The organism is Chryseobacterium mucoviscidosis (assembly GCF_002177115.1).
GTDB classification, from domain to species: Bacteria; Bacteroidota; Bacteroidia; order Flavobacteriales; family Weeksellaceae; genus Chryseobacterium; species Chryseobacterium mucoviscidosis.
Genome location: NZ_MVAG01000122.1, coordinates 238373 through 264353, shown reverse-complemented (window position 1 = coordinate 264353; position 25981 = coordinate 238373). Strand labels below are relative to the sequence as shown.

Below are 25981 nucleotides of genomic sequence, written 5' to 3'. Positions count from 1 at the left end.
CAATCTATACAAATATAATAAAATTATGCTTTCGCAGAGCTTAAGTAAGAAATACCACAAAAATTTTAAGACTGTTCATTTGAATGATATTATTTTTTTAAACTCAAAGAATGCGAAGTTTTCTTTTTAAAATTGTATGTTGATTTTTTAGACATTAGATGTTAAACTTTATTACTACAAAAGATTTAAACACTTTAGTTTTTTAAGTCTAATTGAAAAAAAAGAGCACATAAGTTAAAAAATTAAATATTTTTTCTATTTGCAGACTTTTGAAATAGTTTAAATAAATCCAATAAAGTCTTCATCATATACCCGCTGCTTAAAAACTTAAAAAAAAGCCATCCCGGAAGGATAGCTTTATTATATTGTATGTAAAAATCTTTTTATTTTGAAGTTTTAGCACCTTTCCAGGTTCCGGCTCTTGTAGGCGTAGGAACTGCATTAGACCATGTTCCCGTAGCTTTTTTGTCTTCTCTTGTGAAAGTTCCTCTGAATTCGCCATCTTCAGGAAAACCGATCGTTGCAACAAGATCTCCGGATTCGCTAAGATGTCCTGAAATATAATAGTTTTCTGTTGTTTGATCAGAATGTAATGTTCCGGTTACTTTTCCGTCGGTAGCTACCACTACATTCCAGTCGCCTTTTTCGGTTCCTTCGTACGTTCCCGCCCAGGTTCCGATGAAATCATAAATTGTATCTTCATCTTTGCCACAACCAACGAATAAGAAAGCTGTTAATAAAAGTAAAAATATTTTCTTCATAGTTTACAAGTAGTTAAACAATTTTTGTGGAGGATATGGGACTCGAACCCACCACCTTTAGACTGCCAGTCTAACGCTCTAGCCAGATGAGCTAATCCCCCTCTCGTTTTCTTCAAAATTCCGAAGCCGTACAAAAGTAAGTATTTAAACCACATATACAAACATTTTATTACATTTTCTTTAAAAACTGATGGAAATATCTGTAAATATTTTAGCAGAAATGATTTTTTTAAGACCAAATAAAAAACGCATACAGAAATAAATCCGTATGCGCTTTTCTTTTTACTTTTATTGTCAGAATTTATTTCCAACCGCCGCCGAGAGCCTGATAAAGCTCTATTCCGGCTTTCATTTTACTGTACTGTGCATTGGCAATATTCAATTCTGCATTTAAAGAATTGACACTGGCATTCAGTACCTCAAGATAATTTGCCATTCCGTAGTTTACTAATTCCTGAGAATAGTTTACGGAATTTTTATAATTCACCAGTTCTTTCTGTTTTAAATCGATGTACTGATCCTGAACGGAATACACTCTTATAGCATCAGAAACTTCTTTTCCTGCGGTAAGAATGGCTTTCCGGAAATTCAGATAAGCGGTTTCCTGATTGGCAAGACTTACTTCGTAATTGGTTCTGATGGCTCTTTTGTTCAGCAACGGCTGCGCAAGACCTGCAACAACGTTCGCAAATAAAGAATTGACGCTGAAAAGATGATCGATATCCACCGACTGAACGCCTCCGCTTCCTGTTAATTTTAAAGTCGGATAAAACTGTGCTTTTGCAGAATTTGTAAGTTCAAAAGCATTCATCAGATTATATTCTGCTCTTTTTACATCCGGTCTGTTGGATAACAGTTGTACAGGATATCCTAATTTAAGATCAATCGGAACATTCTGATTTTCCAAAGATGAACGTTCAATGGTATGAGATGGCTCTCCCATCAGAAGACTCATGGTGTTCTCCAGCAACTGAATCTGTGTATCAATATCAATCAACAAAGATTTTGCGTTGTACACCAAAGCTTCACTCTGCTGAACTGCAACTTCCGTTAAAGTTCCCGCCGTCTTTAAAGCTTTTGTCGTCTCTAAATTCTGCTCACGTACTTTAATGGTTTCTGTGATGATTCTTTTCTGAGCATCGTAGGTAAGCAACTGATAATATGATGAAGCCACAGAAGCAATAAGGTCTGTTTTTACAGCTTTGTGAGCTTCAACAGTCCCTAAATATGTTGCTAACTGCGCTTTTTCCTGTGCTCTGAGTTTTCCCCAAATATCGGCTTCCCAGCCAAGACTTGCCGTAATATCGAACTGATTTACATATCGTCTTTCTCCGATAATCTGCCCAAACTGGGTATTGATAGACTGGGTCTGGAATGTATAATTCGGTCCTATTGATAAGGTTGGCTCATACGCTGCCTTGCTTTGTTTTAAATAAGATTCTGCTGAAGAAATACTCTGTAAAGCAATTCTGATGTCCAGATTATTTTCCAAAGCCTTTGTAATATGTCCCTGAAGAACAGGATCTGTGAAGATTTCTTTCCAGGAAACATTCGCGATATTGGTGCTGTCTGTAGGAAGCATATCTGTACGGTAGAGTTTTTCGTCTACCACATTATCCGGTCTCTGGTATTCTTTCCTCGCCATACACGATGATACGGCGGCAAGAACGGCGACTGAAAATGTTATTCCTTTTATGATGTTTAAAATACTCTTCATTATTTGAAGTTTAAGGTTTAAAGATCAGGGTTTTTCAGTTTTAGTTATTATTTAAACTTTACATCAAAAACCCCGAACTCACTTAATTTTATTCTGCTAAATTGATTTCTTTTGGTTTGATAGGTTTTACTCTCTCCTGTAAATATTCAAAAATGACATATAAAACAGGGATCACGAAAAGTCCTAAAATAGTTCCTATCAACAAACCGATTGCTGCTCCTGTTGCGATGGATCTGTTTCCTACCGCCCCGATTCCGCTTGCCAAAACCAATGGCAATAAACCGAAGATGAAGGCAAATGAAGTCATCAGAATCGGTCTTAATCTCGCTTTAGCCGCATTAATTGCCGACATAACGATGGTTTCACCGTGATGTCTTCTCTGAACGGCAAATTCCACAATCAAAATCGCATTCTTTGCTAATAAACCGACCAACATAATCAGGGCGATCTGGAAATAAATGTTATTTTCCAAGCCCATGATTTTCTGCCCGAAATAAGCTCCCATCACTCCAAGAGGAAGAGAAATCACTACAATTAAAGGAAGAATATAACTTTCATACTGTGCAGAAAGGATGAAATAAACGAAGATCAAACTCAATCCGAAGATCAAAACTGTCTGAGATCCGGAATTTAACTCCTCCCTTGAAAGCCCTGTAAATTCTACATCATAATTCTGGTTCAGGGTTTCTTTCGCTACCTGCTGTACTGCTGAAATGGCATCTCCGGAACTGAATCCTGCGGAGTTGGCTCCTGTAATTTTCACCGAAGTAAAGAGGTTATAACGGCTCACCGACTGTGGTCCGTAAGCTTTGGTAAGCGTTACAAACTGTGAGATCGGCGACATGGCTCCGGAACCTGTTTTTACATAAAGTTCGTTCAGGTTTTCAATATTCTGTCTGTTTTCAGGAAGTGCCTGAACCATTACCCTGAACTGTTTTCCGTATTTTGTAAAATCGGCAGTATAAACTCCTCCGATGTATCCCTGCATCGTTGCTAAAATATCGCTTACAGAAACTCCCAACTGCTTAGCCAAAGGAACATTGATCTTCATTTCATACTGAGGATATTTTGTATTGAATGAAGTCTGGGCAAAATCGATTTCCGGTCTTTCGATCAGTTTCCCGATAAATTCATTGGTTTTTGTATCTAAATCTGCATATTCTCCTCCTGATTTGTCTAAAAGTACCATTTCAAAACCGGCACTGCTACCAAAACCGGGTACACTCGGCGGCTGGAAGAAAACCACTTTTGCATCCGGAACTTTTCCTGAAATTCCGAATAGTCTTTTTGTAATGTCTTCAGAAGTCTGCCCGTCTTTTTTACGTTCTTCAAAAGGTTTTAATTTAATGAAAGCCAAACCGTTGTTGCTTCCGTTTCCGGATAAGAATCCTCTACCTGTGGAAATTGTAACGTTTTGTACTCCCGGAACTTTTAAAGCATTTGCCTGAAGCGTCTTCAATGCATTGTAGGTTCTTTCCATAGACGCTCCCGGAGGAAGCTGAACATCGGTAAAGATAATTCCGCGGTCTTCCGTAGGTACGAAACCTTTTTTCATGGTAGAACTCGCCCAGTATAAAATTCCGCCTGTTACAGCAAAAATAATCAGCGTAACCCATTTGTGTCTCAGTAAGAAGATGAATCCTCTTCCGTAACGTTCTGTTGTTGTTTTAAAAGCAATATTGAATTTATAGAAAAACTTCTGAATGAAATTTAAATTCTTATATTCTTTATGGTGCGCATCGTGAGGTTTTAAGAATAATGAACATAAAACCGGACTCAACGTTAATGCATTGATTGCAGAAATAATGATCGCTACAATAAGAGTGATCCCGAACTGCTGATAAAAAACTCCGGTAGGACCTGTAATGAATGTTACCGGAATAAATACAGATGCCATTACCAAAGTAATTGAAATAATAGCTCCTGTAATTTCGTCCATTGCTTCCACGGTTGCTTTTTTGGCATCAGAAATCCCATGTTCCATCTTCGCGTGAACGGCTTCGACGACGACAATCGCATCATCCACAACAATACCGATGGCAAGAACCAAAGCGAACAACGTTAACAGGTTTAATGAATATCCGAATAAATTCAGGAAGAAAAAGGCTCCCACAATAGAAACCGGAACCGCAATTGCCGGAATTAAGGTAGATCTGAAATCCTGCAGGAAAATGTACACTACAATGAAAACCAAAATAAACGCTTCAATTAAGGTATGCACTACCTTTTCAATAGAAGCATCAAGGAATTCGTTAGTATCAAAGTTGAAAGTATATTTAATTCCCTGCGGAAAACTTCCTTCTGCTGATTTCAGGTAAGACTTGATATTTTTAATAATTTCCTGCGCATTGGAACCCGGTGTCTGGAAAATCCCCATACTGATGGAAGGGTTATTTCCGTTTTCCCCGATTCCCGTGTAAGACTGTCCTGCAAGTTCTACTTTGGCAACATCTTTTAACATTAAATTCTGTCCGTCCGGTAAAGATTTAATGATGATATTATCGTATTGTTCTTTATCGTTAAATTTACCTACATATTTAATGATATATTCGAAAGAGCTTCCGCTGTTTTGTCCGATAGAACCTGCGGCAGCTTCTCTACTCTGCTCATTGATGGCATTGGTAACATCGGTAGGAGTTAATCCGTAAGCTGCCATTTTAGCAGGATCCAGCCAGATTCTCATCGAGTAGTTTTTACCTCCGAAAACATTGGCATCTCCTACTCCGTTAATCCTTTTTAAATTCGGAATAACATTGATGTTCAAAAAGTTCTGAAGATATACATCATCCAGATCTTTATTTTCAGAATAGAAAGACATATACATCAAAGCACTTGTCTGCTGTTTCTGCGTAACTACTCCGGAACGCGTTACTTCACTTGGCAGCAACGGCGTTGCTCTTGCGACACGGTTTTGTACGTTTACCGCCGCAATGTCCGGATCAATTCCCTGCTTAAAAAATACCTGAATCTGTGCAGAACCGTCATTTCCGGCAGATGAAGTAATATAATCCATTCCTTCCACCCCGTTAATCTGTTCTTCCAGAGGAACAACCACACTTTTCATTACGGTTTCTGCATTCGCTCCGGTGTAGTTTGCCGAGACACTTACCGTCGGCGGCGCAATATCGGGATACTGCGTTACGGGTAACGAGATCAGTCCTAAAACACCGAGAATCACAATTAAAATTGAGATTACGGTAGATAAAACCGGTCTGTTGATAAAATTTTTAATCATTAGAATTTCGGTTTTATAGATTGAACAAGACTATCCATTTTCACAGGTTTCTTTATCACGGCAGTTCCCGGTTTTAAACCTCCGATTCCTGCTGCAATTACGGTTTCCCCTTTGTTAACTCCGGATTTAATCAATGCCATATTGTCGATTCTGTCGATCACATTAATCACCACATTTTTCGCAGTGTCTTTATCCACTTTATATACGTAAACAATTCCCTGTTGTTCGTAAGTTGCACTTTCCGGAACTACCAGAACATTGTCGTAACGTTGAGGGAATCTGATTGTTCCGCTGTTTCCGTTGCTTAAAAGTTTCTGCGCATTGGTAAACGCAACTCTGAACTGGATGGTTCCAGTTGTGGGATCGATCTGTCCAGTAATGGCTTCAATTCTTCCTTTTTCAGGATAAAGGCTTCCGTTGGCAAGCTGTAATTCCACCATCGGAAGATTTTTTATTTTTTCAGGCATGGATGCACCTGGAGATTTTTCAAGGAAATCAAAATATTCTTTTTCGTTCATTGAAAAATAGGCGTAAATCTGAGAAGTATCTGAAATGGTGGTTAAAGGAGTCTGGTCTGAAGGACCTACCAAACTTCCCACTTTTAAAGGAAGCTTTCCGATAACTCCGGAAATAGGCGCACGAATAACAGAATATTCGATATTGGCTTCTACTCCTTTATAATTGGCAACTGCCTGACTTTTTGCAGCCTGTGCCTGTTTTAGCTGCGCCTGAGCCTGTGCTAAATTTGCTTGTGCGGTCTGTAATTGCACATTGCTGATGATATTTTTCTGAACCAACGGTTTAAGTTTGTTCACTTCAACATTTGCCGCCGCAACAGCAGCCTGAGCTGCCGCAATATTGGATTCTGCAGCACTGATTCCTGCTTTTGAAGCCGCTGCATTTTCGTTCAGAATATTGGTTTCCAGGCGGAAAAGCGGCTGTCCTTTGGTTACGTATTGTCCTTCATCTACCAAAACCTGTGTGATATATCCCTGAATTTTAGCACGGACATCATTATTAACCTTCCCTTGAATGGTAGCCGGAAAAGTCTGATAGCCCACTATATTTTTCGCCTCCACCTTTACAACAGGATACGGTTTCGGACCGTCCTGCTTCGGAGCTTCTTTTTTGCAGGCTGTTAAAGAAAGAGCTGCAATAGAAAGTATAACTAGCTTATTATTCATTTTTATAGTTTATTAAGAGATTCCTGAATATTTTTAATGTTCCTGTTTAAAAGAGCTTTATAAGCTTCCATCTTTTCATTGTAATCGTCATGATTTTTTTTAAAATTGTCTAAATCATCCAGTAGTTGTAATTCGTCTTGCATTTTTTGAACTATTTTTTCAAATCTTATCTTCTTATAACCATCATTGATGAAAAAATACCGTTTCCTCTCGTCCATTTTGTTGTGATCTACGATGAGCTCTGCGTTCAGCAGTAAAGAAATACTTGTGGAGACCGAACTTTTGCTCGCGGAAAGCACTTCCACAAACTCATCAAAAGTAATGCCCACTTTATCATAATCGAATAAAAGGTACGCGTAAATCTTTGAAGCTAAAGGAGGAAGGCTGAAAATGGTTCCGTAGAACTTTACGGCATTCTGAAAAATTTTTTCATCAATTTCTATACTCTTATGCATTGTATATAAATTTGAAACAAAAATAGAAATTAGTTCAGAACTAAACGAACAAACCTGATAGAGTTTATAAATATCAGGTTTTTTAAAATTTCAATGAAAACGGATTTAACTTTTTGGCTAAAAAATAATCTTCTCAAAGGCTTTTCTTACACCTCCTGCGAGAAATACTTCACCGCAGTAGCTGTAACCTTTGCTTTCTAAGATCTTCAGCATCGGAATATTATCATAGTTGGTATCAACCTTAATGCTCTGAATTCCATGAGATCTGGTGAATTCTTCAATATGGTCGAAAAGAATTTTTACCATTCCCTGTCCTGCAAATTTTTCATCAACAGCAACTCTGTGTACCACGACGAATTCTCCGTTACTTAGCCAGGCTCCTTCAATGGTGCTGTATGCGGGTTCATTATTCAGGATTAAAGCAACGTAAACAGAAATTTCCCCATCTACCGTCATTACATATCCGAAACCTTTTGCAATATCGCTTTCCACGGTTCCCAAATTCGGGTAACCTTCCTGCCATTGCGTACTTCCGTCCTTTCTTCTTCTTTCAATTGCCTGCTGCAGAATATTCCAGATTATATCTCTGTCTTCAATTTCTGCTTTTCTCAGCTTAATTTCCTGTGCCACGTTTATTCTATTGATTTTAAGTTTGTTTATTAAGAATCAGTTTTATTATTTCTGTATTTTATTTTTAGAAATATCATCACAATCAGCATAATTAACATTAAAACGTTTGTAATCCAAAGAGGTTTTGCATCCTTCATCATTCCGTAAACAGCCCAAAGCAAAGCGTTTAAAGTAAGAAATGATAAAGTGACCATTGAAAGGTCTTTTCCGGATTTTGTCTTCCATAATTTTATGACCTGTGGTAAAAATGAGATGGATGAAATTAATGCTCCGGAGTAACCAATTATCTGCTCTATCATATTAGTATTTTTTGAATTATAACTTAAATATAATAAAAATAAAACAAAGATTAAACGTTAAACCACACTTGTTTTGTTAAAATACGACAATTATTTATGCTAATTACTTCATGCAAATGTATGATTATCAGATAAATAAAAAACCGAAAACTAATGATATTAATTTTCGGTTCGAAGTAGTAAAATTTAAAATTATGAAATTGTTTTTGTTAATTTTCACTTTGCTGAAGATATGCATCGATAATTTCGAATGCTTTTTTTTCATCTTCAAGTTTCACCATTACTTTCAGCGATGTCGCCGTGGGCGTGGTTGTAAAAGTAAGGTAATTGTTTTCTACTGAATTTTTAATCTGCGCATCATCCAGTTTAGACTTTATCAATTGGATTTCTGCAGGTTTGTCACTTTCAAAAACTGATACTCTTGTACTTCTTTCCATATTCTATCTCGTTTGAGTATCTAAATATATAACGTTTTTTTGAAAATCACAAATTTCAGCTTTTAAATTTTATGAATATTATTTTCAATTTTATCCAAAGCGATCTGAATTTCTTCTTTGGTAACGTTCAGATGCGGTCTGAAGCGAAGTGACTGATCTCCACATGAAAGGATGATCATTCCGTCGTTCCAAAGCTCGTCTCTTAATGCATTTCTCTGCTCAGAAGTCGGAAGATCGATGGCGCACATCAGTCCTCTTCCTCTTGCATTGGATAGTTTTTCAGGATATTTTTCTGCAAGACCGATTAATCCGTTCAGCAAATATTCTCCTACCACTCTCGCATTTTCCACAAGATTTTCCTTTTCAATAACTTCCATTACCAACTGGAAACGAAGCATATCGATAAAGTTACCTCCGAAAGTGGAATTAATTCTTGAGCTTTCTCTGAAAACATTGTTCGGAACTTCATCAAATTTTTCTTTATTGGCTAAAACTCCGCAAACCTGCGCTTTTTTACCGAAAGAAATGATATCCGGTTTTGCTGTAAAATGTTCAAATGCCCACATTTTTCCCGTAATTCCGATACCAGTCTGAACTTCATCAAAAATTAAAAGAATATCATGCTGATCGCAGATTTTTCTCAGTCCCAATAAAAATTCGTCTCTGAAATGGTTGTCTCCGCCTTCAGCCTGAATTGGCTCGATAATGATACACGCCACTTTATCCGGATTCATTAAAATCGCTTCTTCGATATTTAATAAAGCCAGTCTTTCATTTTTAATGGTCTCTTCCAAATTCTCTTCCGTGATCGGGAAAGTAAGTTTAGGATTTAGGATTCTTGGCCAGTCGAACATCGGGAAATACTGATATTTTCTTGGATCTGAAGTGTTGGTTAAACTTAACGTATACCCGCTTCTTCCGTGGAATGCCTGTTTGAAATGGATACAGATTCCCGCTTCCAGATTAAGACCTTTTTCAAAATTTTTACGCGTTTTCCAGTCGAAACACGCTTTCAGGGCATTTTCTACTCCTAAAGTTCCGCCTTCAATAAAGAAAGCATACTGCAGTTCTTCAGGAATTACCACTCTTTCAAAAACTTCTAAGAAATGCGCATATTCTTCAGAATATACATCTGCCAAAGTGGGTTTGTTGACTGCCATTTTTCCCAGCCACGCCGATTTCTCAACGATATAGGGATGATTGTAACCGATGGATGCCGAAGCAAACATGGAAAACATATCTAAATATTCTCTGTCTGTAAGTTTATCGTACAGCCATGAACCGTGGGATTTTTCAATATCCATCACGAAATCGAAACCATCTGCCAAAACGTGTCTTCCAACGGTTTCTTTTACTTTATTTGCTTTTATTTCAATTGTCTGTTCCATTTTTAAATAAAAATCTTAGGGGTGATTAAAATTTAATAATAATTTGAGACTTAAAAATCTGTTTCCAAATTTTTAAACTCATGATGTTAGTTTTTAAAGGTCAAACTTAATTCCCTGTGCTAAAGGTAAGTTTGTGGTATAATTGATGGTGTTGGTCTGTCTTCTCATGTAGTACTTCCAAACATCCGATCCGGATTCTCTTCCGCCTCCGGTTTCTTTTTCTCCACCGAAAGCTCCGCCGATTTCCGCACCTGAAGTTCCGATGTTTACATTGGCAATTCCACAGTCTGAACCTGCATGAGAAAGGAATAATTCTGCTTCTCTTAAATTCTGCGTCATGATTGCAGACGACAATCCCTGAGGAACATCATTCTGAATGGCAATTGCTTCTTCTAAAGTTTTGTATTTGATTAAATATAAGATAGGTGCGAAAGTTTCGTGCTGAACGATTTCGTAAGAATTCTTTACTTCAGCGATACATGGTTTTACGTAACAACCGGATTCATATCCTTTTCCTTTCAGAACTTCACCTTCCACGATGAATTTTGCGCCTTCTTTTTTGCCTTTTTTAATGGCTTCCTGATACATATTTACCGCATCGGTATCGATAAGCGGTCCCACATGATTCGTTTCATCCAGAGGATTTCCGATTTTCAGTTGTCCGTACGCTTTTACCAGTCTGTTCTTTACTTCATCATAAACACTTTCGTGGATAATCAGTCTTCTTGTGGAAGTACATCTCTGTCCTGCTGTTCCTACAGCTCCGAAAACTGCTCCGATAATCGACATATCAATATCTGCATCTTTAGAAATGATGATGGCATTATTTCCACCTAATTCAAGGATCGATTTCCCGAATCTCTGCGCAACATTTGCTGAAACCATTCTTCCGACTCTTGTAGAACCGGTGAAAGAAACTAGAGCAACTCTCTTGTCATCCACTAATTTCTGCCCGATTTCATGATCTGCAACCAATACGCTGGAAATACCTTCGGAAAGGTTATTTTCCTTTAACACTTCGTTCATGATGTTTTGGCAGGCAATGGCGCAAAGCGGTGTTTTTTCTGACGGTTTCCAGATCGTAACGTTACCGCAGATCCATGCTAAAGCTGTGTTCCAAGCCCAAACCGCTACCGGAAAGTTGAACGCGGTGATGATCCCCACGATTCCCAGCGGATGATACTGCTCATACATTCTGTGTCCCGGTCTTTCCGAGTGCATTGTGTACCCGTGAAGCTGTCTTGAAACCCCTACTGCAAAATCGCAGATATCGATCATTTCCTGAACTTCTCCAAGACCTTCCTGCAGGGATTTTCCCATTTCATAGGAAACCAGTTTCCCCAAATCGTCTTTGTACTGTCTTAATTTCTGACCTAACTGTCTTACAATTTCCCCTCTTTTAGGAGCCGGAATCAGTCTGAACTCTTTAAAAGCTTTTTCAGCCGTCTCAATTACCTTGTCATAATCAGATTCTCCGGAAGTCTTCACTTTAGCGATCAGATTACCGTCTACGGGAGAGTAACTTTCTATGGTTTTCCCCGCTGCAAAGTATTTTCCGCCTACTGAAGTTCCTTTATTTTCATCCTTAATTCCTAGATTTTTGAGTGTTTTTTCGATTCCAAAATCCTTTACTTTTTTAGACATAAAAATTTTACTTTTCGTTTCCTCTAAAGATAGAAATATTATGCGAAACGCAAAATTTTAATTTTTTAACATGTTTTTTATTTGGACTAATTATAAACATAGTTATCTTTGTATAGGAATCATTTTATTTCAGGAATGGAAAATAATAAGATTAATAACGAACCTGCCACAGAGGAAAAAAAATCCTCCAGATGGAAAAGCCTTGTAAAAAAATTCGGGATCGGCGGAATTATATTTTTTACCGTAAAAGGAATTATTACTTCTACGCTGATCTATTTTCTGGGGAAAAATTTCTGGACGGTGATCTCCGATTATGTTACGGGAATATTTGATTAATTGATTGATATATAGATACAAAAAGCTGAGAAATTTCTCAGCTTTTGTTTTTGATTCAAGGTCATTCGGAATGACGATATTTTATTCTTTCTTTTTCCTTCCTGAATTAATCAGGCTCTGATGCAGCAAATACTCAATCTGTCCGTTTACACTCCGGAATTCGTCATTTGCCCATTTTTCCAGAAGCTTAAATGTAAACTCATCAATCCTTAAGACAAAAGATTTTTTGCCTTTATTTTCGGAAGGATTCTGAGCTTTTTCTGATTTCATTTTTTCTATTTTTCTTTTGCTTAATTTGTATTTAACGCAAAGTGCACAAAGATTTTTCTGAACTACTTTATGTTTTTATGTTCGCCAAGGCGTTTCACTCAGCAAAGATGTAAGGTTATATAGCCATTCAGAACGGAGCACAGTAGAGTGAAAATCTTTTAAATATAAATTTTCAATTTCGCTCAAATTGACGTTTCTAATGCTATTCTTCTAAATACACAGCTTAGATTCCTACGGAATGACAAATATTGCGAAAATTTTAATTATCAATTATACAAAGTTCCGGCATTTAAAATGGGTTGTGCCGCTTTTTCACCGCAAAGAACAACCATTAAATTGCTTACCATTGCGGCTTTTCTTTCGTCATCCAGTTCTACAATATTTTCTTCCGAAAGCTTTTTTAAGGCTAAATCTACCATTCCTACAGCTCCTTCCACAATCTTTGTTCTTGCCGCTACAATTGCCGTTGCCTGCTGTCTCTGCAGCATTGCTCCTGCGATTTCCGATGCGTAAGCCAAATGTGAAATTCTTGCTTCCTGAATGGTAATTCCTGCTTTTGAAAGTCTTTCGGTAAGTTCCTGTTCCAGAATAGCGTTGATCTTTTCTCCGCCTTCTCTTAAAGTAATCGGTGCATGATCATCTTCTAAATTATCGTAAGGAAAACTCATCGCCAAATGACGTACCGCGGCTTCACTCTGCATTTTCACAAAATCTGAATACCGTTCAACGTCAAAAGCCGCTTTGTAGGTATCTCCCACTTTCCAGACAATCACCACTGCAATTTCTATAGGATTTCCCATTTTGTCATTCACTTTAAGAGTCTGTCCCTGTAAATTTTCAGAACGGAGACTGATTTTCTGTGAGGAATATAAAGGGTTGATAAAAAACAAACCGTTGTCTTTTACAGTTCCGACATATTTTCCGAAAAAGTTCAGCACCCTTGAATGATTCGGCTGAATAATCATTAACCCTTTCATGAAAAAGCAAAACAGAATAAATGATAACAATGATAAAACGACAAGCGTAACACTGTTATCGACACCGATTGCAAATAAATAAACGGAAACGGCAAATAATCCGAGACAAATGACCAAAGTAAGGTATCCCGACATTGGTTTTAAGATTTTTTCCATGATATTGATTTTTTAATTTGATATTATTTTGATATCATAAAGGTATGACTTTTTTTATATGAAAAATCTTTTATTTTAAAATTTATTTTGACTTGTCGGTTCAATTCTAAGCAAAAAAAATCCCTGAAAAATTAATTTCAGGGATTGTATGTATGATATTTTATTGATTATCCGTTATTAGTAATACTGCTTTTTAACGCAAAGGATCGCCAAGATTCTTTTTATATACTAACTGTTTTTAAGTTCACAAAGGCGTTTCACTCAGCAAAGAACTCAAAGGTTTTTTAGTTATGCCAAATTACGGATAATCATTATCTTAAATTTATTTTTTATTTAAAATTCTGAACTTGTAATAAGATGCGGCTGATAAAAGTGCCATTGTTGCAAGTCCGATGTAAACCCAAGCCGGAACCGGAACCGGATCTCCCGCTGCGTAAGAGTGAAGTCCGCTCAGGTAATAATTTACTCCGAAATACGTCATGACCATTGAACAGAATGCAAACATCGTCGCTACGTGGAATGCCCATCTGCTTCTTAATCCCGGAACCAGTCTCATGTGAAGAACAAATGCATATACCATAATGGAAATGAATGCCCATGTTTCTTTCGGATCCCAGCTCCAGTATCTTCCCCAGGATTCGTTTGCCCAGATTCCTCCTAAGAAGTTTCCTACGGTTAATGCAAACAAACCTATGGTTAAAGACATTTCCGAAACGATTACCAGTTCTTTTAACGTTGTATCGTGATGTAATTTATACGTTTCTTTATTAGAAATGATATAAAATACCAGACTGATTACTGCAATGATCATCGACAGTGCAAAAAACCCATAACTTGACGTAATAATCGCAACGTGAACAATCAGCCAATACGATTTCAATACAGGAACCAACGGCGTAATCTGCGGATCAAGAGCAGAACCTCCATGCGCAAATCCCATCATAATAACAGCTACCATAAATCCGGCTGCCGGAATTAATGCGTTGGAATTTCTGTAGAGTAATAAACCTGCTGTAATTCCTACCCAAGAAATGAAAATAATGGCTTCATACCCATTACTCCACGGAGCGTGACCGGAAATATACCATCTTGCCACCAAACCAAGGAAATGGAAAAGATATCCTACAATACCTAAAACAATGATAACTTTAATTGCTTTATTTAAAACTCTTTTAGGCTTAAATAATTCAACAAAACCTAAGATTAATAGCAATCCTCCGATTAATGTGTAGAAGATCAACAATTTGAAGTTGATGTTTACTTTATTCATGAACACCTCAAGATCAACTTTAGATTTCGCAGGAACGACAGCTTTCCCCCATTTTTGCTGATAGTCTGAAAGCTTCGCCAGTTGCGCATCTGCTTTTGCCCAGTTCCCTGATTGCTGAGCCTGCAAAACTTCCGCAAAATAAGGTCCCATAACCTGCTGAGATTCCATATCCGGCTCCATTTTCTGATCCAGCCAGGAATGCCATGTGTGATTCGCGTCGTTCTTTACCGGAACAATTCTCATGAACTGACCGCTGAAAAATTCATTGAAGATCTGAACTCTTTCGTTTACCGCAATCACTTCTTTATCATAATTGGTCTGTTCAGCCGGTTTTTTACGGAACGCAGTGTTGTAATCGCTTTCAAGGATATATCTTAAATTTCCGTTCGCATCCGCAGGAAAAAGGTTCATTAAAGAAGTGTATCCGTCTTCGTCTGCTTTGGTTTTATTTTTCAGTTCGTCTCCTCCTTTTGTTCCTACTTTAATCATCGGAACCATCGTCCAACTTGGCGTATCAATATTCACTGATAAAAACCACTGGTTTGCTGTTAAAGATTTTCCGTCTGTTCCTTTAAACTCGTCTTTTTTATAAAGCTTTCTTAAAACATCCAAAGCTTCGGTATTAATCGGAACGATTCTTCCTTCAAAATTCTGCACCAAAAGATATCCGAATTTATCAGCATGTTCTGCGCTGATTTTATTTCTGGCAATAATTTCATCGGCAGAAACCACTTTCATTTTTGTAAACGGCTGCGCTCCCTGTGGTTTTAGAGTTTCTGAACTCTGAGCGTGACTGTGATTATCACCTTCTACATGGATGTGTTCCCTGCTTCCGTCGGTTGTGCCGTGTGTCTCAATTTTCTGGGCATTTAAGCCGAAACTCAACAATAATAAAATTACTGCTGCTGCTTTCTTTTTGTTAACGTCTTTCAGCATTTTGTTTAATTTCCAGAAGTGGGTTCCTTTCCAGAAGAACATAAAGAACATTCCCCCGAATAAGAATGTATACCCGATATAGGAAATCAAAGTTCCCCAATAATCGTGGTTTACGGAAAGAACCGTTCCCATTCTGTCCGGATCGAAGCTCGACTGGAAAAAACGGTATCCTTTATGGTTCAGAACGTGGTTCATATAGATTTTAAAAGGAGTCTGTTTTCCTTCATCAATAATTTTAATGTGGCTTTCGTACGCACTCGGAGAAGAACTTCCCGGATAAGTTTCCATGATGAAATCATCCAGTTTAAGCGAGAAAGGCGTATTGTAAATTTTAGGCCCGAAACCGATCATAATGTTCAGTCCGTCCATTGTTACCTGTTTGTAAGCATTCGGATTTCCTTTTTCTACCGAAAGATCTACCAGTTGCTTTGTTTTAGGTCCCTGAAGTTCTACCTTCAACATATCCGGAACATTCTGATCTTTCTTTCTGTCGCCTTCAATCGCCATCAGTTTTCCTTTTTTAAGACCTTCCGGAACTACTAATTTTAATTCGTTGATAGAATATAAACTTCTTAAAGCCAAAGGCTGGAATTCATCTTTCACCGTTGTTCCCGTTGCCTGAGTTGCCATCGTCATATAACTTGCATCCACAGGAGTTTTGATGAACAGTTTTCCGCCTTCGTTTTTAAATTCAACCGCTCCTTCAATAGCTCTGTTGAACGTTACCAAAGTTCCGTTGATTGATTTTGTTTCGCCCGGCTTGATGAAAATATTCTGTCTTCCGGTTTGTCCTGTGGAAACCAAATGAAGATATTCTGCCCCATTCGGATCAGCCAGAAGACTGTCTTTTTTTCGCTGAACATATTCTTTGGCAACTACTTTCACCTGCTTTCCGTGGAAATCGTAGGTTGCTTCCAGATCCTTGTGCAAAGGAGACATTAAATAAGGAATATCTTTATAGTTAAGAACATCTCCTTTTTCTTCAATCTGTACTTTCAGGAAGTTTTTATCCGTTACGATTTCATTGGATGTTTCCCCTTCACGAATGTGCATAGTCCCTTCGAAACTGATGTACCTTGTGATTGCACCACCGATGAAGATGAGTATAAAAGCAAGGTGAAACACCAGAACCGGCCATTTTTCTCTCTTCCAAAGTCTGTATCTTCCGATGTTTCCGATGAAGTTGAGAATGAGCAGGAACATGATAAGTTCGAACCATTTTGCTTCGTAAATTAACGCTTTTGCTGTAGGAGTACCGTAGTCGTTTTCCAAGAACGTTGCATAAGCCATCGCAAATGCATACACCAGTAACAATACAGCCATTGTCCTGGTCGAGATAAGAATATCTTGCAGCTTCTTCATGATTTATATACTTGACATGCAAAAATAAGGATGATAAACCACAAAGACTCCAAAAAAAACTGTCATTTATCAGTTGAGACTGCTTTTAATCTTATTTTTATTGATTCTTAATAAGCAAATTTCCTTTGTGGAAAATTTAAAACGAAAAAACCATCAGAATTGAATTCATAAAAGCTATAAAACTGATTGACAAGCTCTATCTTTTCCAAATTTTTAATTTTTATTTGATTCAAATTTTCTAAACAGCAAAAAATGATCGAATATTTTTTCCCAGTTCATTTTATTTTAAATATTTTTAATCATTAAAACCAAATCAATCTAAATTTCTTTTAAAATAAGGGAAAAATTAGTTACTTTTTTAAGCTTATGAGCAATCGTTTAATGTAGGAAAAACATTAAATTTGCCAATTGACATTATGAATAAAAACACACAAAACAAACCGACTGAATCGCCTGATAAGGGCAAATTTTTATCTAAGCCAAGAGTATTCTTCGGGCTTACTTTCATTCTTTTTTCTGTAGTGCTTACTTTTTCGTTCGTTTCTTACCTGATGAACTGGAAGGCAGATCAGAGTCAGGCAGGAACGATGCTCGATAAAAGTATAAAATCTTCCAATCTTTTCGGAAAACTGGGCGACTGGCTCGGAAATATTTTTATTTTCGAAAGTATCGGAGTGGCTTCATTCATCATTGCCTTTTTATTTCTGGTTTTCGGAACCGTTATCCTGAAAAAGAAAATGTTCAAACCTTGGAAAACGGTAGGTCATTCCCTGTTTTTCATTTGCTGGCTTCCGATTCTGTTTGGAGCGATTACTAAAGGACAGGGTGTTTTAAGCGGAGTTTACGGATATCAGATCATGGAGTCTCTGAATACGATTATTGGTTCTTATGGTCTCTGGCTGGTTTTAATTGCAAGCATTGCTTTGTATTTTATTTTAGAGTTTAATCTTCGTCCGAGTTCTATCAAGTCTAAATTAAATGACATCAACGAAAATACCATCGGAAAAGTAAGATCGATGATGCCGAGTTCTGATGAAAATTTTGAAGCGGATGAAGAACTGATTGAGGAAATTGAAACAGCAGAAAAGGAAGAAGAACAACCTAAAATAAAAGTAACGGAAGTTGCAGAAAAACCAGCTCCCAAAATGGCGGAGCCTGAACCTGTAAAAGTTCCGAAAGGTTTTCCGGAAGTTCCGGTATCCAGCAATTTGGATCCGATTGTAACACCGAATAAAACTTCTTTTGATGATGAGCCTAAAAATGATTTTTCAAATTCCATCAATTTAAATCTTGACTCCAGACCTAAAGTTCCGACTTCAAGTCCGGAACAGGCTTTTGATATGACGCCTTCTATTCCTGTAAGCACAGTTACTGCGGCTGCACCTCAGGAAAATATTAAATTTAATGTAGAAGTGGCTCCGGTTATCGATATTCTTGATGATTCCGAAAGACAGTCTCAGGAATTGGTAGATAAACATGGATTGTACGATCATAAACTGGATCTTGCCAAATTCCAGATGCCGCCTGTTGAATTGCTGAAAGATTACGGAAACGAAGAAATTTCGATCAACAAAGACGAACTGGAAGAAAACAAAAATAAAATTGTCGGATTACTGAAAAACTTTAACGTAGGAATTGCCGAAATTAAAGCAACGATAGGACCGACTGTAACCTTGTATGAAATTGTACCGGAAGCGGGAATTCGTGTAGCAGCGATCAAGAAATTACAGGATGATATCGCCCTGAATCTTTCCGCTTTGGGAATCCGTATTATTGCACCGATGCCAGGAAAAGGAACCATCGGAATTGAAGTTCCGAGAAAAAATCCAACGATGGTTTCTATGCGTTCAGTGATTGCTTCGCAAAAATTCCAGAATACGGATATGGATCTTCCCGTGGTTTTCGGTAAAACCATTTCGAATGAAATTTTCATGGCAGATTTATCCAAAATGCCTCATTTACTGATGGCAGGAGCAACAGGACAGGGTAAATCGGTCGGGATTAATGCAATTCTTACTTCACTATTATACAAAAAGCATCCGAGCGAACTGAAATTTGTAATGGTAGATCCTAAAAAAGTGGAACTTTCATTATATTCAAAAATCGAAAGACATTATCTTGCCAAACTTCCGGATGCAGAAGAAGCGATCATTACCGATACGAATAAAGTAATCAACACTCTGAATTCTCTCTGTATTGAAATGGATACGAGATATGATCTGCTTAAAAATGCATTTTGTAAAAATTTAAAGGAATACAATAAAAAATTTGCGGAAAGAAAATTAAATCCTGAAAACGGTCACCGTTACTTACCGTACATTGTTTTGGTGGTGGACGAATTTGCAGATTTAATTATGACTGCCGGAAAAGAAGTTGAATTACCGATTGCCAGATTGGCTCAGTTGGCAAGAGCGGTGGGAATTCACTTAATTGTTGCCACGCAAAGACCTTCGGTAAATGTAATTACGGGTATGATTAAGGCGAATTTCCCTGCAAGAGCGGCTTTCAGAGTAATTTCCAGTGTAGATTCCAGAACGATTCTGGATTCTCCGGGAGCAGATCAGTTAATTGGTAAAGGAGACATGCTTTATTTTAACGGAAATGAAATTTTAAGACTTCAGTGTGCTTTTGTAGATACTCCGGAAGTGGAAAGACTTGCAGAATTTATCGGGGAACAAAAAGGATACGCTTCCGCATTTATCCTTCCGGAATATGTTTCTGAAGATTCTACCAGTACAGTAGGAGCTTTTGATCCGAATGAAAAAGATGCTTTGTTCGAAGATGCAGCGAGAATTATTGTTTCTACTCAGCAAGGTTCTACTTCCATGCTTCAGAGACAACTGAAACTGGGATATAACAGAGCCGGAAGAATTATGGATCAACTGGAAGCCAGCGGAATTGTTGGCGGATTTAACGGGGCAAAAGCAAGAGAGGTTCTCATCAGTGATCTTCATTCTCTGGAACAGTTTTTGGAAGATCTGCGCAGTTAAAGAGAAATCTCAGTTTAACTTTTAACATTAAAGAAAGTCTAAAGATTAAAGAATTTAATAAAAATGAAAAATATTATTTCAAAAGTTATAGTAAGCAGTTTGGTAGTTGGAGCGGTCGGATTTACAAATGCACAGAAGATTGATGCAAAGGCAAAAAAAATTCTTGATGATATTACAGCTAATTATAACTCTAAGAAAAATTCGTATTTCAAATTTTCTTTCGGAAGCGGAACCAACGGAAAGGTTGATAAAACGGAACCCGGAATTTATTATGCTGCAGGAGATAAATACAAACTGAAGATCATGGAAACGGAGCAGATCTTCGATGGAAGCAAAATCTACAACATCAACACAGAAGATATGGAGGTTACAGTAGCTAAACCTAACGGAAGCAGCTCCATGTTCTCCCCTATCAATTACCTTTCTACCTACAGAAAAGATTACAATGTAACGTACGGAGGAAAGAAAAATGTAGATGGCGTAAATGCGGACTTCATTAAATTAACTCCGGTAAAATCCAACGGGATTAAATATGTTTATCTTTTTGTAGATTCTGCGAAAAAACAGATGGTAAAACTGGAGCAGCACGGAAATAATAAAGACCTTGCCGTAATTGCGATTAAAGAATATAAGGAAAACCAGACTTTGGATCCGGGAATGTTTACATTCGATAAAAACAAATACAAAAATTACCTGATCACAGAACTTTAAAAATAATCAGCAGATAAGCGGATACGCGGATTTGCTTTTAATTAAACTTGTCTAAACTTTTTTAACGCAAAAGATGCAAAAGATTGTAACACTTTAGTTATTAAGTTTAATACTTAAATGTAAAAAGAGCACATAAGTTAAAAAAATCAAAGATTTTTCTCTTTGCAGACTTTTGAAATACTTTAAATAAACTCAACAAAGTCTTTTGTCTCTTTTGCGGTTACATTTAAAATTAGTTTAAAGAAACTTATTATAAAAATTTCATAAAATATAAGAGCTGCAAAGAAAACTTTGTGGCTTTTTGTTTAATTTTGGCGAATGTTAAAAATACTAGACCGATATATTATAAAAACCTTCTTCGGACCGTTTTTCTTTATATTCAGCGTATTGTTTTTCATCTTTATTGTGAACATTATCTGGATTCAGTTAGGTCAGTTTATGGGAAAAGGACTGAGCTACTGGCAAATCATGAAACTTCTTTTTTACCTCGGGGTAAGTGTAATCAGTATGGTTTTACCACTCACGATTCTTCTTGCGAGCATTATGTCTTTCGGGGAATTCGGGGAACGGTATGAACTTGCCGCCATGAAAGCGGCGGGAATTTCGCTCACCAGAGTGATGATGCCGCTTTTGGGAGTAACCGTTGTACTTTCCATTATGCTTTATTTTTTCTCCAACAATATCATTCCGGATTTTCAGAGGAAGGCAAAAAATATGCTTTTTAATATTGCGCAGACCAAACCTGCCCTGAATTTTACACCGGGACAGTTTATCGATCAGATTCCGGGAAACATGGTGAAGTTCGATAAAATTTATGGTAAAAATGATGAAAATATAGAAGGTGTTTTTGTTCATAAGAAAGCAAGTTCCTATGAAAATCAGCAGACTGTAATTGCTCAGAAAGGTGTTTTTGCTCCGGCAGAAAATACAAATTATTTAAAGCTAAAATTGTTCAACGGATTTGTTTATGAAGATAATTTTGCCGGGAAAGGAGAAAACATCCGTTTGAAACAGCCCGATCAGGTGATTAAATTTGATACGTTAACGCTTCACTTCGACGTAAGTGAGATCATTAACAAAGCCATTGAAGAAGAAAAAATTACGGACGATTACCGTTTTCAGACCTTTAATGAACTGAATACAACGATTGATAAAACGAAAAAAGACAATCAGAAATTCTTCACCAATGTAAGCAGCGATGTTTTGGGACAGACCAATTCTGTGGTAAGTTATATGGACACCAAACAGAACAGCGCAAAGGCAAAACCGAAGCAGATTATTAAGCTCGATACGGTGAAAGGGGATAAAAAACTGGAGATCATCAATAATGCTTATAACCGTCTTGATAACCTGAAAAGTACGCTTGAAGGAAAAAATAACGAGATTGATCCCGGCGTAAAATATTACAGCAAAGTGGTGATTTATCAGCAAAGAATCGTGACGTATTCTTTCACCTGCATCATTTTCTTTCTGATCGGTGCGAGTTTGGGTTCCATTATCCGAAAAGGAGGAATGGGACTTCCTGTGGTAATTGCGATTGTTATTTTCATTATTTTCTACGTGATTAATGTAGGCTTTGAAAACATGGCGTGGTCCGGAAAGATCAATCCTTATCTTGCAGCATGGGTTCCGAATCTGGTATTGTTTCCTTTCGGAGTATGGATGACATACAAAGCTCTTACGGATTCTCAACTGTTTGATGCCGAGAAATACAAAGCGGCTTTCAAGCCTATTATCAAACTTTTTGTAAAGAATGAAGAACACAAAAGGTATCAATAATAAGCTGTACCTTACACAATATAAAAGATCCGGAATTTTCTCCGGATTTTTTTGTGGTATGTTAAAAAATGAATTTAAATTTCATTTTAGCTGTAAAAAATTATCTTTGTCAAAAATTATAACAGTTTTATATGAGAAAATTATTATTGATTGGTTTATTCAGTATTGTTTCTTTCAATGCGTATGCGCAGGAAGACAATACGGAATACGAAATGAGAATCGGGGAAAAGCCGGGATACATTATTGATAAAAGCGGGAAAAAGATAGAAGGTATTGTAAGACTTGCCGGAGATGACATGAATCCGTGGACGAATCAGAAAAAAGTGAAATTCATTGCGACTTCGGACGTTGACAATTCAAAGAAAAAGCAAAAATTCAAAACGTATGATGTAGATGATCTTAAAGGTTATATGGCGATCGATAACAATACGGAAAGAGTTTTTGAAACCATAAAATACACCAATACCAAAGAAGCGTACAACACCCAGAACGGAGGTTTAAGCGGTGGTTTAAAAGCTTTCAACAACCTTACAAAAAGCAATCAGTTTGCAGAAGTTGTGGCAGACGGAAAAATTAAAGTATACAAAGTGTATGGTTTCCCGACTACTTTCTCAGCAGGCGGACAAATTGCAGTTGCCGATGAAGAAAACAAAAGAATGAGAGAAAATCCGGCTTATGTTTATTCCAAAAAAGGAGGAAAACCTGAAGAACTTAATGTTGCAAAAGCAAAGATCATTACAGCAGACTGCCCAGTTGTAAAAGCTAAAGTAACAAAAGGAGAATACGGTTCTTTAAAAAATGATACCAAAAAGAGATCGGGTTTAGGAAAATTCATCCGAAATGAAATCGATAATGCAATGGCAGATAATCTTTCGATCGTGAATGAAGTGATCTACGATTATAACGAAAATTGTAAATAATCAATTTAAAATATTTTTTACGGCAGTTTCAGTTTGGAGCTGCTTTTTTATTTTAGTTTTTTATTAATGGAAATATTCTTGTCAAAGTACAAAAAAGCAAGATTTTTATTAATCTCAAATCTTTAAGACACAAGAAAATCAAAGATTTTCAATAAGGATGATGCTTAATTTTATTTTAGATACAATCTTTGTGCTTTTGCGATGGTTAAAGCTATTAAGTTTAAATAAGTTTTGCGCATATTTTTTGCAGTACGATGTATCAAAATCATTTTTATGAAAATACTTCTTTTCAGTTTAGGTTTTCTTGCTGTGGTTTCCTGTAAAAAAGAAAATGCAGAAACCATTCAAAATAATTCAATGACTGATAATATAACCATGAATACAGTTTCGAAAAAATCGAATGATACCATTACCTCCATTGAAGATATTAAAAAAGAATATGCAACTGTAAACAATCTTTTGTCTGCAAAACAACTGGACTCAACAAAATTCACGTATAACTGCAACGAAAAAGAAGGTGAAGTTGTTTTGTATTATGAGAATAAAGATCTCAGAATGATCAAAGATTCTTATGCAGAACACAGTCATTTTTCTTCATTCACAAAATATTATGTAAAGAACAACAGCGTATTTTTCATTTTTAAAGAAGAAACGGTATGGAATTTTGATGAAGGCGGAACGCCCGAAAAACCCGAAACAAAAGATGATATCAATGAAAAAAGAATCTATGTTTTAAATGATAAAGCCATTCAGTGCCTCGAAAAAAATTATACGATTCGCTCAAAAGGGAATAACCGGAATCCTGATTCAATTCCGAATAAAGAAACAAAATGTGATATTGCTGAGCTGATGAAAAACTATCATTCAATCCTTAAAAATAAAGACAGAAAAGGAGAAATCAATTGCCTTTAAACTGTACCCAAAACAAAAGCGGCTTCAAAATGAAACCGCTTTTTATATTTTCAGGAGCCGAAAATTATACTTTCATAATTTCAGCTTCTTTTACTTTAAGATGCTCGTCGCAAGCTTTTACATATTTGTCGGTAAGCGTCTGAATATCTGCTTCAATACCTTTAATGATGTCTTCAGAAACTCCTTCCAGTCTTTTAAGCTCTTTCAGACCGTTTTGTCTTGCGTTTCTTACAACTACTTTCGTGTCTTCTGTTTCAGACTTAGCCTGTTTTGCCAGTTCACGTCTTCTTTCTTCCGTTAAAGGCGGTACATTAAGGATAATGTTGATCCCGTTATTAGAAGGGGCAAAACCTAAATTGGAATTGATGATCGCTTTTTCAATATCATTAATCGCTTTTGAGTCCCAAGGTTGAATAGAAATCGTCATTGCATCGGGAATAGAAACATTGGCAACCTGATTAATTGGAGTTAATGCTCCGTAATATTCCACCATCACATCCTGAACCATTGTTGTAGACGCACGTCCCGCTCTGATTCTCTGAAATGCATGATCCAGGTGCTTAATAGCTGCTTCCATGTCCTGCTGTACAGACTCTACTATAAGATCTAATTCTTCCATTACTATAATAAAATTTGATAAGTTACACATATATTAATGATAAGTAATAAGTAATTGGTAATGAGTAATTTTGAATATTTTATTTAAAAACTAATTCCTAAAATCTCTTACCTGGTACCTAATTACAAATCTACTAAAGTACCCACATTTTCGCCATCAACAATTTTTTCCAGATTTCCATCTTTGTTCATATCAAAAACAATAATCGGCAGTTTGTTTTCGTGGCTTAAAGTAAATGCCGTCATATCCATTACCTTTAGATTCTTCGCATAAACTTCGTCGAAAGATAGTGAATTATATTTTACTGCATCTGCATTTTTTTCAGGATCGCTGTCGTAGATTCCGTCTACTCTTGTTCCTTTCAGAATAACATCTGCCCCGATTTCGATGGCTCTTAACGTTGCAGCAGTATCTGTTGTGAAGTATGGATTTCCTGTTCCGGCTCCGAAAATCACTACTCTGCCCTTTTCAAGATGTCTTACTGCTCTTCTTTTGATGAATGGTTCCGCTACTTTATCCATTTCGATGGCAGACTGCAGTCTTGTTTTAATTCCCGCATCTTCCAGAGCACCCTGCAAAGCCATCCCGTTGATTACCGTTGCAAGCATTCCCATATAATCTCCCTGTACTCTGTCCATTCCTTTTGCAGCTCCTGCTACACCGCGGAAAATATTTCCTCCTCCGATTACGATGGCAACTTCACAGCCTTTTACTACCACTTTCTTAATTTCTGCAGCATATTCCTGTAGCCTTTCATTATCAATACCATATTGTCTGTTTCCCATTAAGGCTTCACCACTCAGTTTCAGAAGGATTCTTTTATATTTCATTTTATGTAAATAACTTTTTTTCGTTAGATATATCTGTCTAAAATTTGACTTTGCAAATATAATCATTAATAAGGTTGATTTTTCATTATACATTATAAATTTTAAAAGTGATGTTTTATGGGATCAACAAAGCATTTTTCCAGATAAATAATGCCCCTGTATT

At 36.9% G+C, this 25981-nt stretch carries 21 protein-coding genes and 1 tRNA gene; 6 read left to right on the top strand and 16 right to left on the bottom strand.

Annotated elements, in window-relative coordinates; translation table 11 throughout:
- Positions 1–383: 383 nt before the first annotated feature.
- The 11 genes from B0E34_RS13045 to amaB form a co-directional block, all read right to left on the bottom strand.
- Entirely contained in the window at positions 384–761 is a 378-nt protein-coding gene (locus tag B0E34_RS13045) for a hypothetical protein (protein ID WP_076390280.1), read from the bottom strand.
- Between the two features lie 27 nt (positions 762–788).
- Positions 789–862: transfer RNA gene (locus B0E34_RS13040), tRNA-Ala, on the bottom strand.
- A 200-nt stretch (positions 863–1062) separates the two neighbouring features.
- Positions 1063–2478 (bottom strand): TolC family protein, encoded by a 1416-nt coding sequence (locus B0E34_RS13035; protein WP_076390281.1) that lies wholly within the window; start codon positions 2476–2478, stop codon positions 1063–1065.
- Positions 2479–2566: 88 nt separating this feature from the next.
- Complete coding sequence (locus B0E34_RS13030; protein ID WP_087710072.1) at positions 2567–5713, bottom strand: efflux RND transporter permease subunit; 3147 nt, start codon at positions 5711–5713, stop codon at positions 2567–2569.
- Entirely contained in the window at positions 5713–6897 is a 1185-nt protein-coding gene (locus B0E34_RS13025; RefSeq protein ID WP_087710070.1) for an efflux RND transporter periplasmic adaptor subunit, read from the bottom strand. The genes B0E34_RS13030 and B0E34_RS13025 overlap by 1 nt, the downstream gene beginning before the upstream one ends.
- A gap of 2 nt (positions 6898–6899) precedes the next feature.
- Positions 6900–7352, bottom strand: coding sequence for a transcriptional regulator (locus B0E34_RS13020; protein ID WP_087710068.1), 453 nt, complete (start codon positions 7350–7352; stop codon positions 6900–6902).
- 117 nt (positions 7353–7469) lie between these two features.
- Positions 7470–7982, bottom strand: a complete 513-nt coding sequence (locus B0E34_RS13015) for a GNAT family N-acetyltransferase (RefSeq protein WP_087710067.1) — start codon at positions 7980–7982, stop codon at positions 7470–7472.
- Between the two features lie 29 nt (positions 7983–8011).
- Positions 8012–8281, bottom strand: coding sequence for a SemiSWEET family sugar transporter (locus tag B0E34_RS13010; protein WP_087710065.1), 270 nt, complete (start codon positions 8279–8281; stop codon positions 8012–8014).
- A 209-nt stretch (positions 8282–8490) separates the two neighbouring features.
- Positions 8491–8718 carry a DUF2007 domain-containing protein gene (locus B0E34_RS13005; protein WP_076390287.1) on the bottom strand — a complete coding sequence of 76 codons (228 nt, stop codon included), beginning with the start codon at positions 8716–8718 and terminating at the stop codon, positions 8491–8493.
- Positions 8719–8780: 62 nt separating this feature from the next.
- Entirely contained in the window at positions 8781–10106 is a 1326-nt protein-coding gene (gene lat, locus B0E34_RS13000) for an L-lysine 6-transaminase (RefSeq protein ID WP_087710063.1), read from the bottom strand.
- A 93-nt stretch (positions 10107–10199) separates the two neighbouring features.
- Complete coding sequence (gene amaB / locus B0E34_RS12995) at positions 10200–11750, bottom strand: L-piperidine-6-carboxylate dehydrogenase (protein ID WP_087710061.1); 1551 nt, start codon at positions 11748–11750, stop codon at positions 10200–10202.
- 135 nt (positions 11751–11885) lie between these two features.
- Here amaB and B0E34_RS12990 point away from each other — a divergent pair, with 135 nt between their 5' ends.
- Positions 11886–12086 (top strand): hypothetical protein, encoded by a 201-nt coding sequence (locus B0E34_RS12990; RefSeq protein ID WP_087710059.1) that lies wholly within the window; start codon positions 11886–11888, stop codon positions 12084–12086.
- An 81-nt stretch (positions 12087–12167) separates the two neighbouring features.
- Here B0E34_RS12990 and B0E34_RS12985 read toward each other — a convergent pair whose 3' ends face one another.
- The 3 genes from B0E34_RS12985 to B0E34_RS12975 form a co-directional block, all read right to left on the bottom strand.
- Complete coding sequence (locus B0E34_RS12985) at positions 12168–12356, bottom strand: type II toxin-antitoxin system antitoxin (RefSeq protein WP_087710057.1); 189 nt, start codon at positions 12354–12356, stop codon at positions 12168–12170.
- A gap of 266 nt (positions 12357–12622) precedes the next feature.
- On the bottom strand, positions 12623–13489 hold the full coding sequence (locus B0E34_RS12980) for an SPFH domain-containing protein (protein WP_076390292.1): 867 nt from the start codon (positions 13487–13489) through the stop codon (positions 12623–12625).
- A gap of 322 nt (positions 13490–13811) precedes the next feature.
- The gene (locus tag B0E34_RS12975) at positions 13812–17057 is read right to left on the bottom strand and encodes a cytochrome c biogenesis protein (protein ID WP_087710055.1); all 3246 of its coding nucleotides are present in this window, start codon (positions 17055–17057) and stop codon (positions 13812–13814) included.
- Positions 17058–17473: 416 nt separating this feature from the next.
- Between B0E34_RS12975 and B0E34_RS12970 the strand changes: the two genes are divergently transcribed.
- The 5 genes from B0E34_RS12970 (at position 17474) to B0E34_RS12950 (ending at position 24369) form a co-directional block, all read left to right on the top strand.
- Positions 17474–20047: an FtsK/SpoIIIE family DNA translocase gene (locus B0E34_RS12970; RefSeq protein ID WP_087710053.1), complete on the top strand. Its 2574-nt coding sequence runs from the start codon at positions 17474–17476 to the stop codon at positions 20045–20047.
- A gap of 63 nt (positions 20048–20110) precedes the next feature.
- A complete protein-coding gene (gene lolA1, locus B0E34_RS12965; RefSeq protein WP_087710051.1) occupies positions 20111–20758 on the top strand; it encodes an outer membrane lipoprotein periplasmic chaperone LolA1 in 648 nt (215 codons plus the stop codon).
- Positions 20759–21076: 318 nt separating this feature from the next.
- Positions 21077–22537, top strand: a complete 1461-nt coding sequence (locus B0E34_RS12960) for an LptF/LptG family permease (RefSeq protein ID WP_087710049.1) — start codon at positions 21077–21079, stop codon at positions 22535–22537.
- 131 nt (positions 22538–22668) lie between these two features.
- Positions 22669–23457, top strand: a complete 789-nt coding sequence (locus tag B0E34_RS12955) for a hypothetical protein (RefSeq protein ID WP_087710047.1) — start codon at positions 22669–22671, stop codon at positions 23455–23457.
- 273 nt (positions 23458–23730) lie between these two features.
- Entirely contained in the window at positions 23731–24369 is a 639-nt protein-coding gene (locus tag B0E34_RS12950) for a hypothetical protein (RefSeq protein WP_087710045.1), read from the top strand.
- Between the two features lie 64 nt (positions 24370–24433).
- Here the strand turns inward: B0E34_RS12950 and frr are convergent, their stop codons facing one another.
- Positions 24434–24988 (bottom strand): ribosome recycling factor, encoded by a 555-nt coding sequence (gene frr, locus B0E34_RS12945; RefSeq protein WP_087710043.1) that lies wholly within the window; start codon positions 24986–24988, stop codon positions 24434–24436.
- Positions 24989–25110: 122 nt separating this feature from the next.
- Entirely contained in the window at positions 25111–25818 is a 708-nt protein-coding gene (pyrH, locus tag B0E34_RS12940; protein WP_087710041.1) for a UMP kinase, read from the bottom strand.
- Positions 25819–25981: the final 163 nt, after the last annotated feature.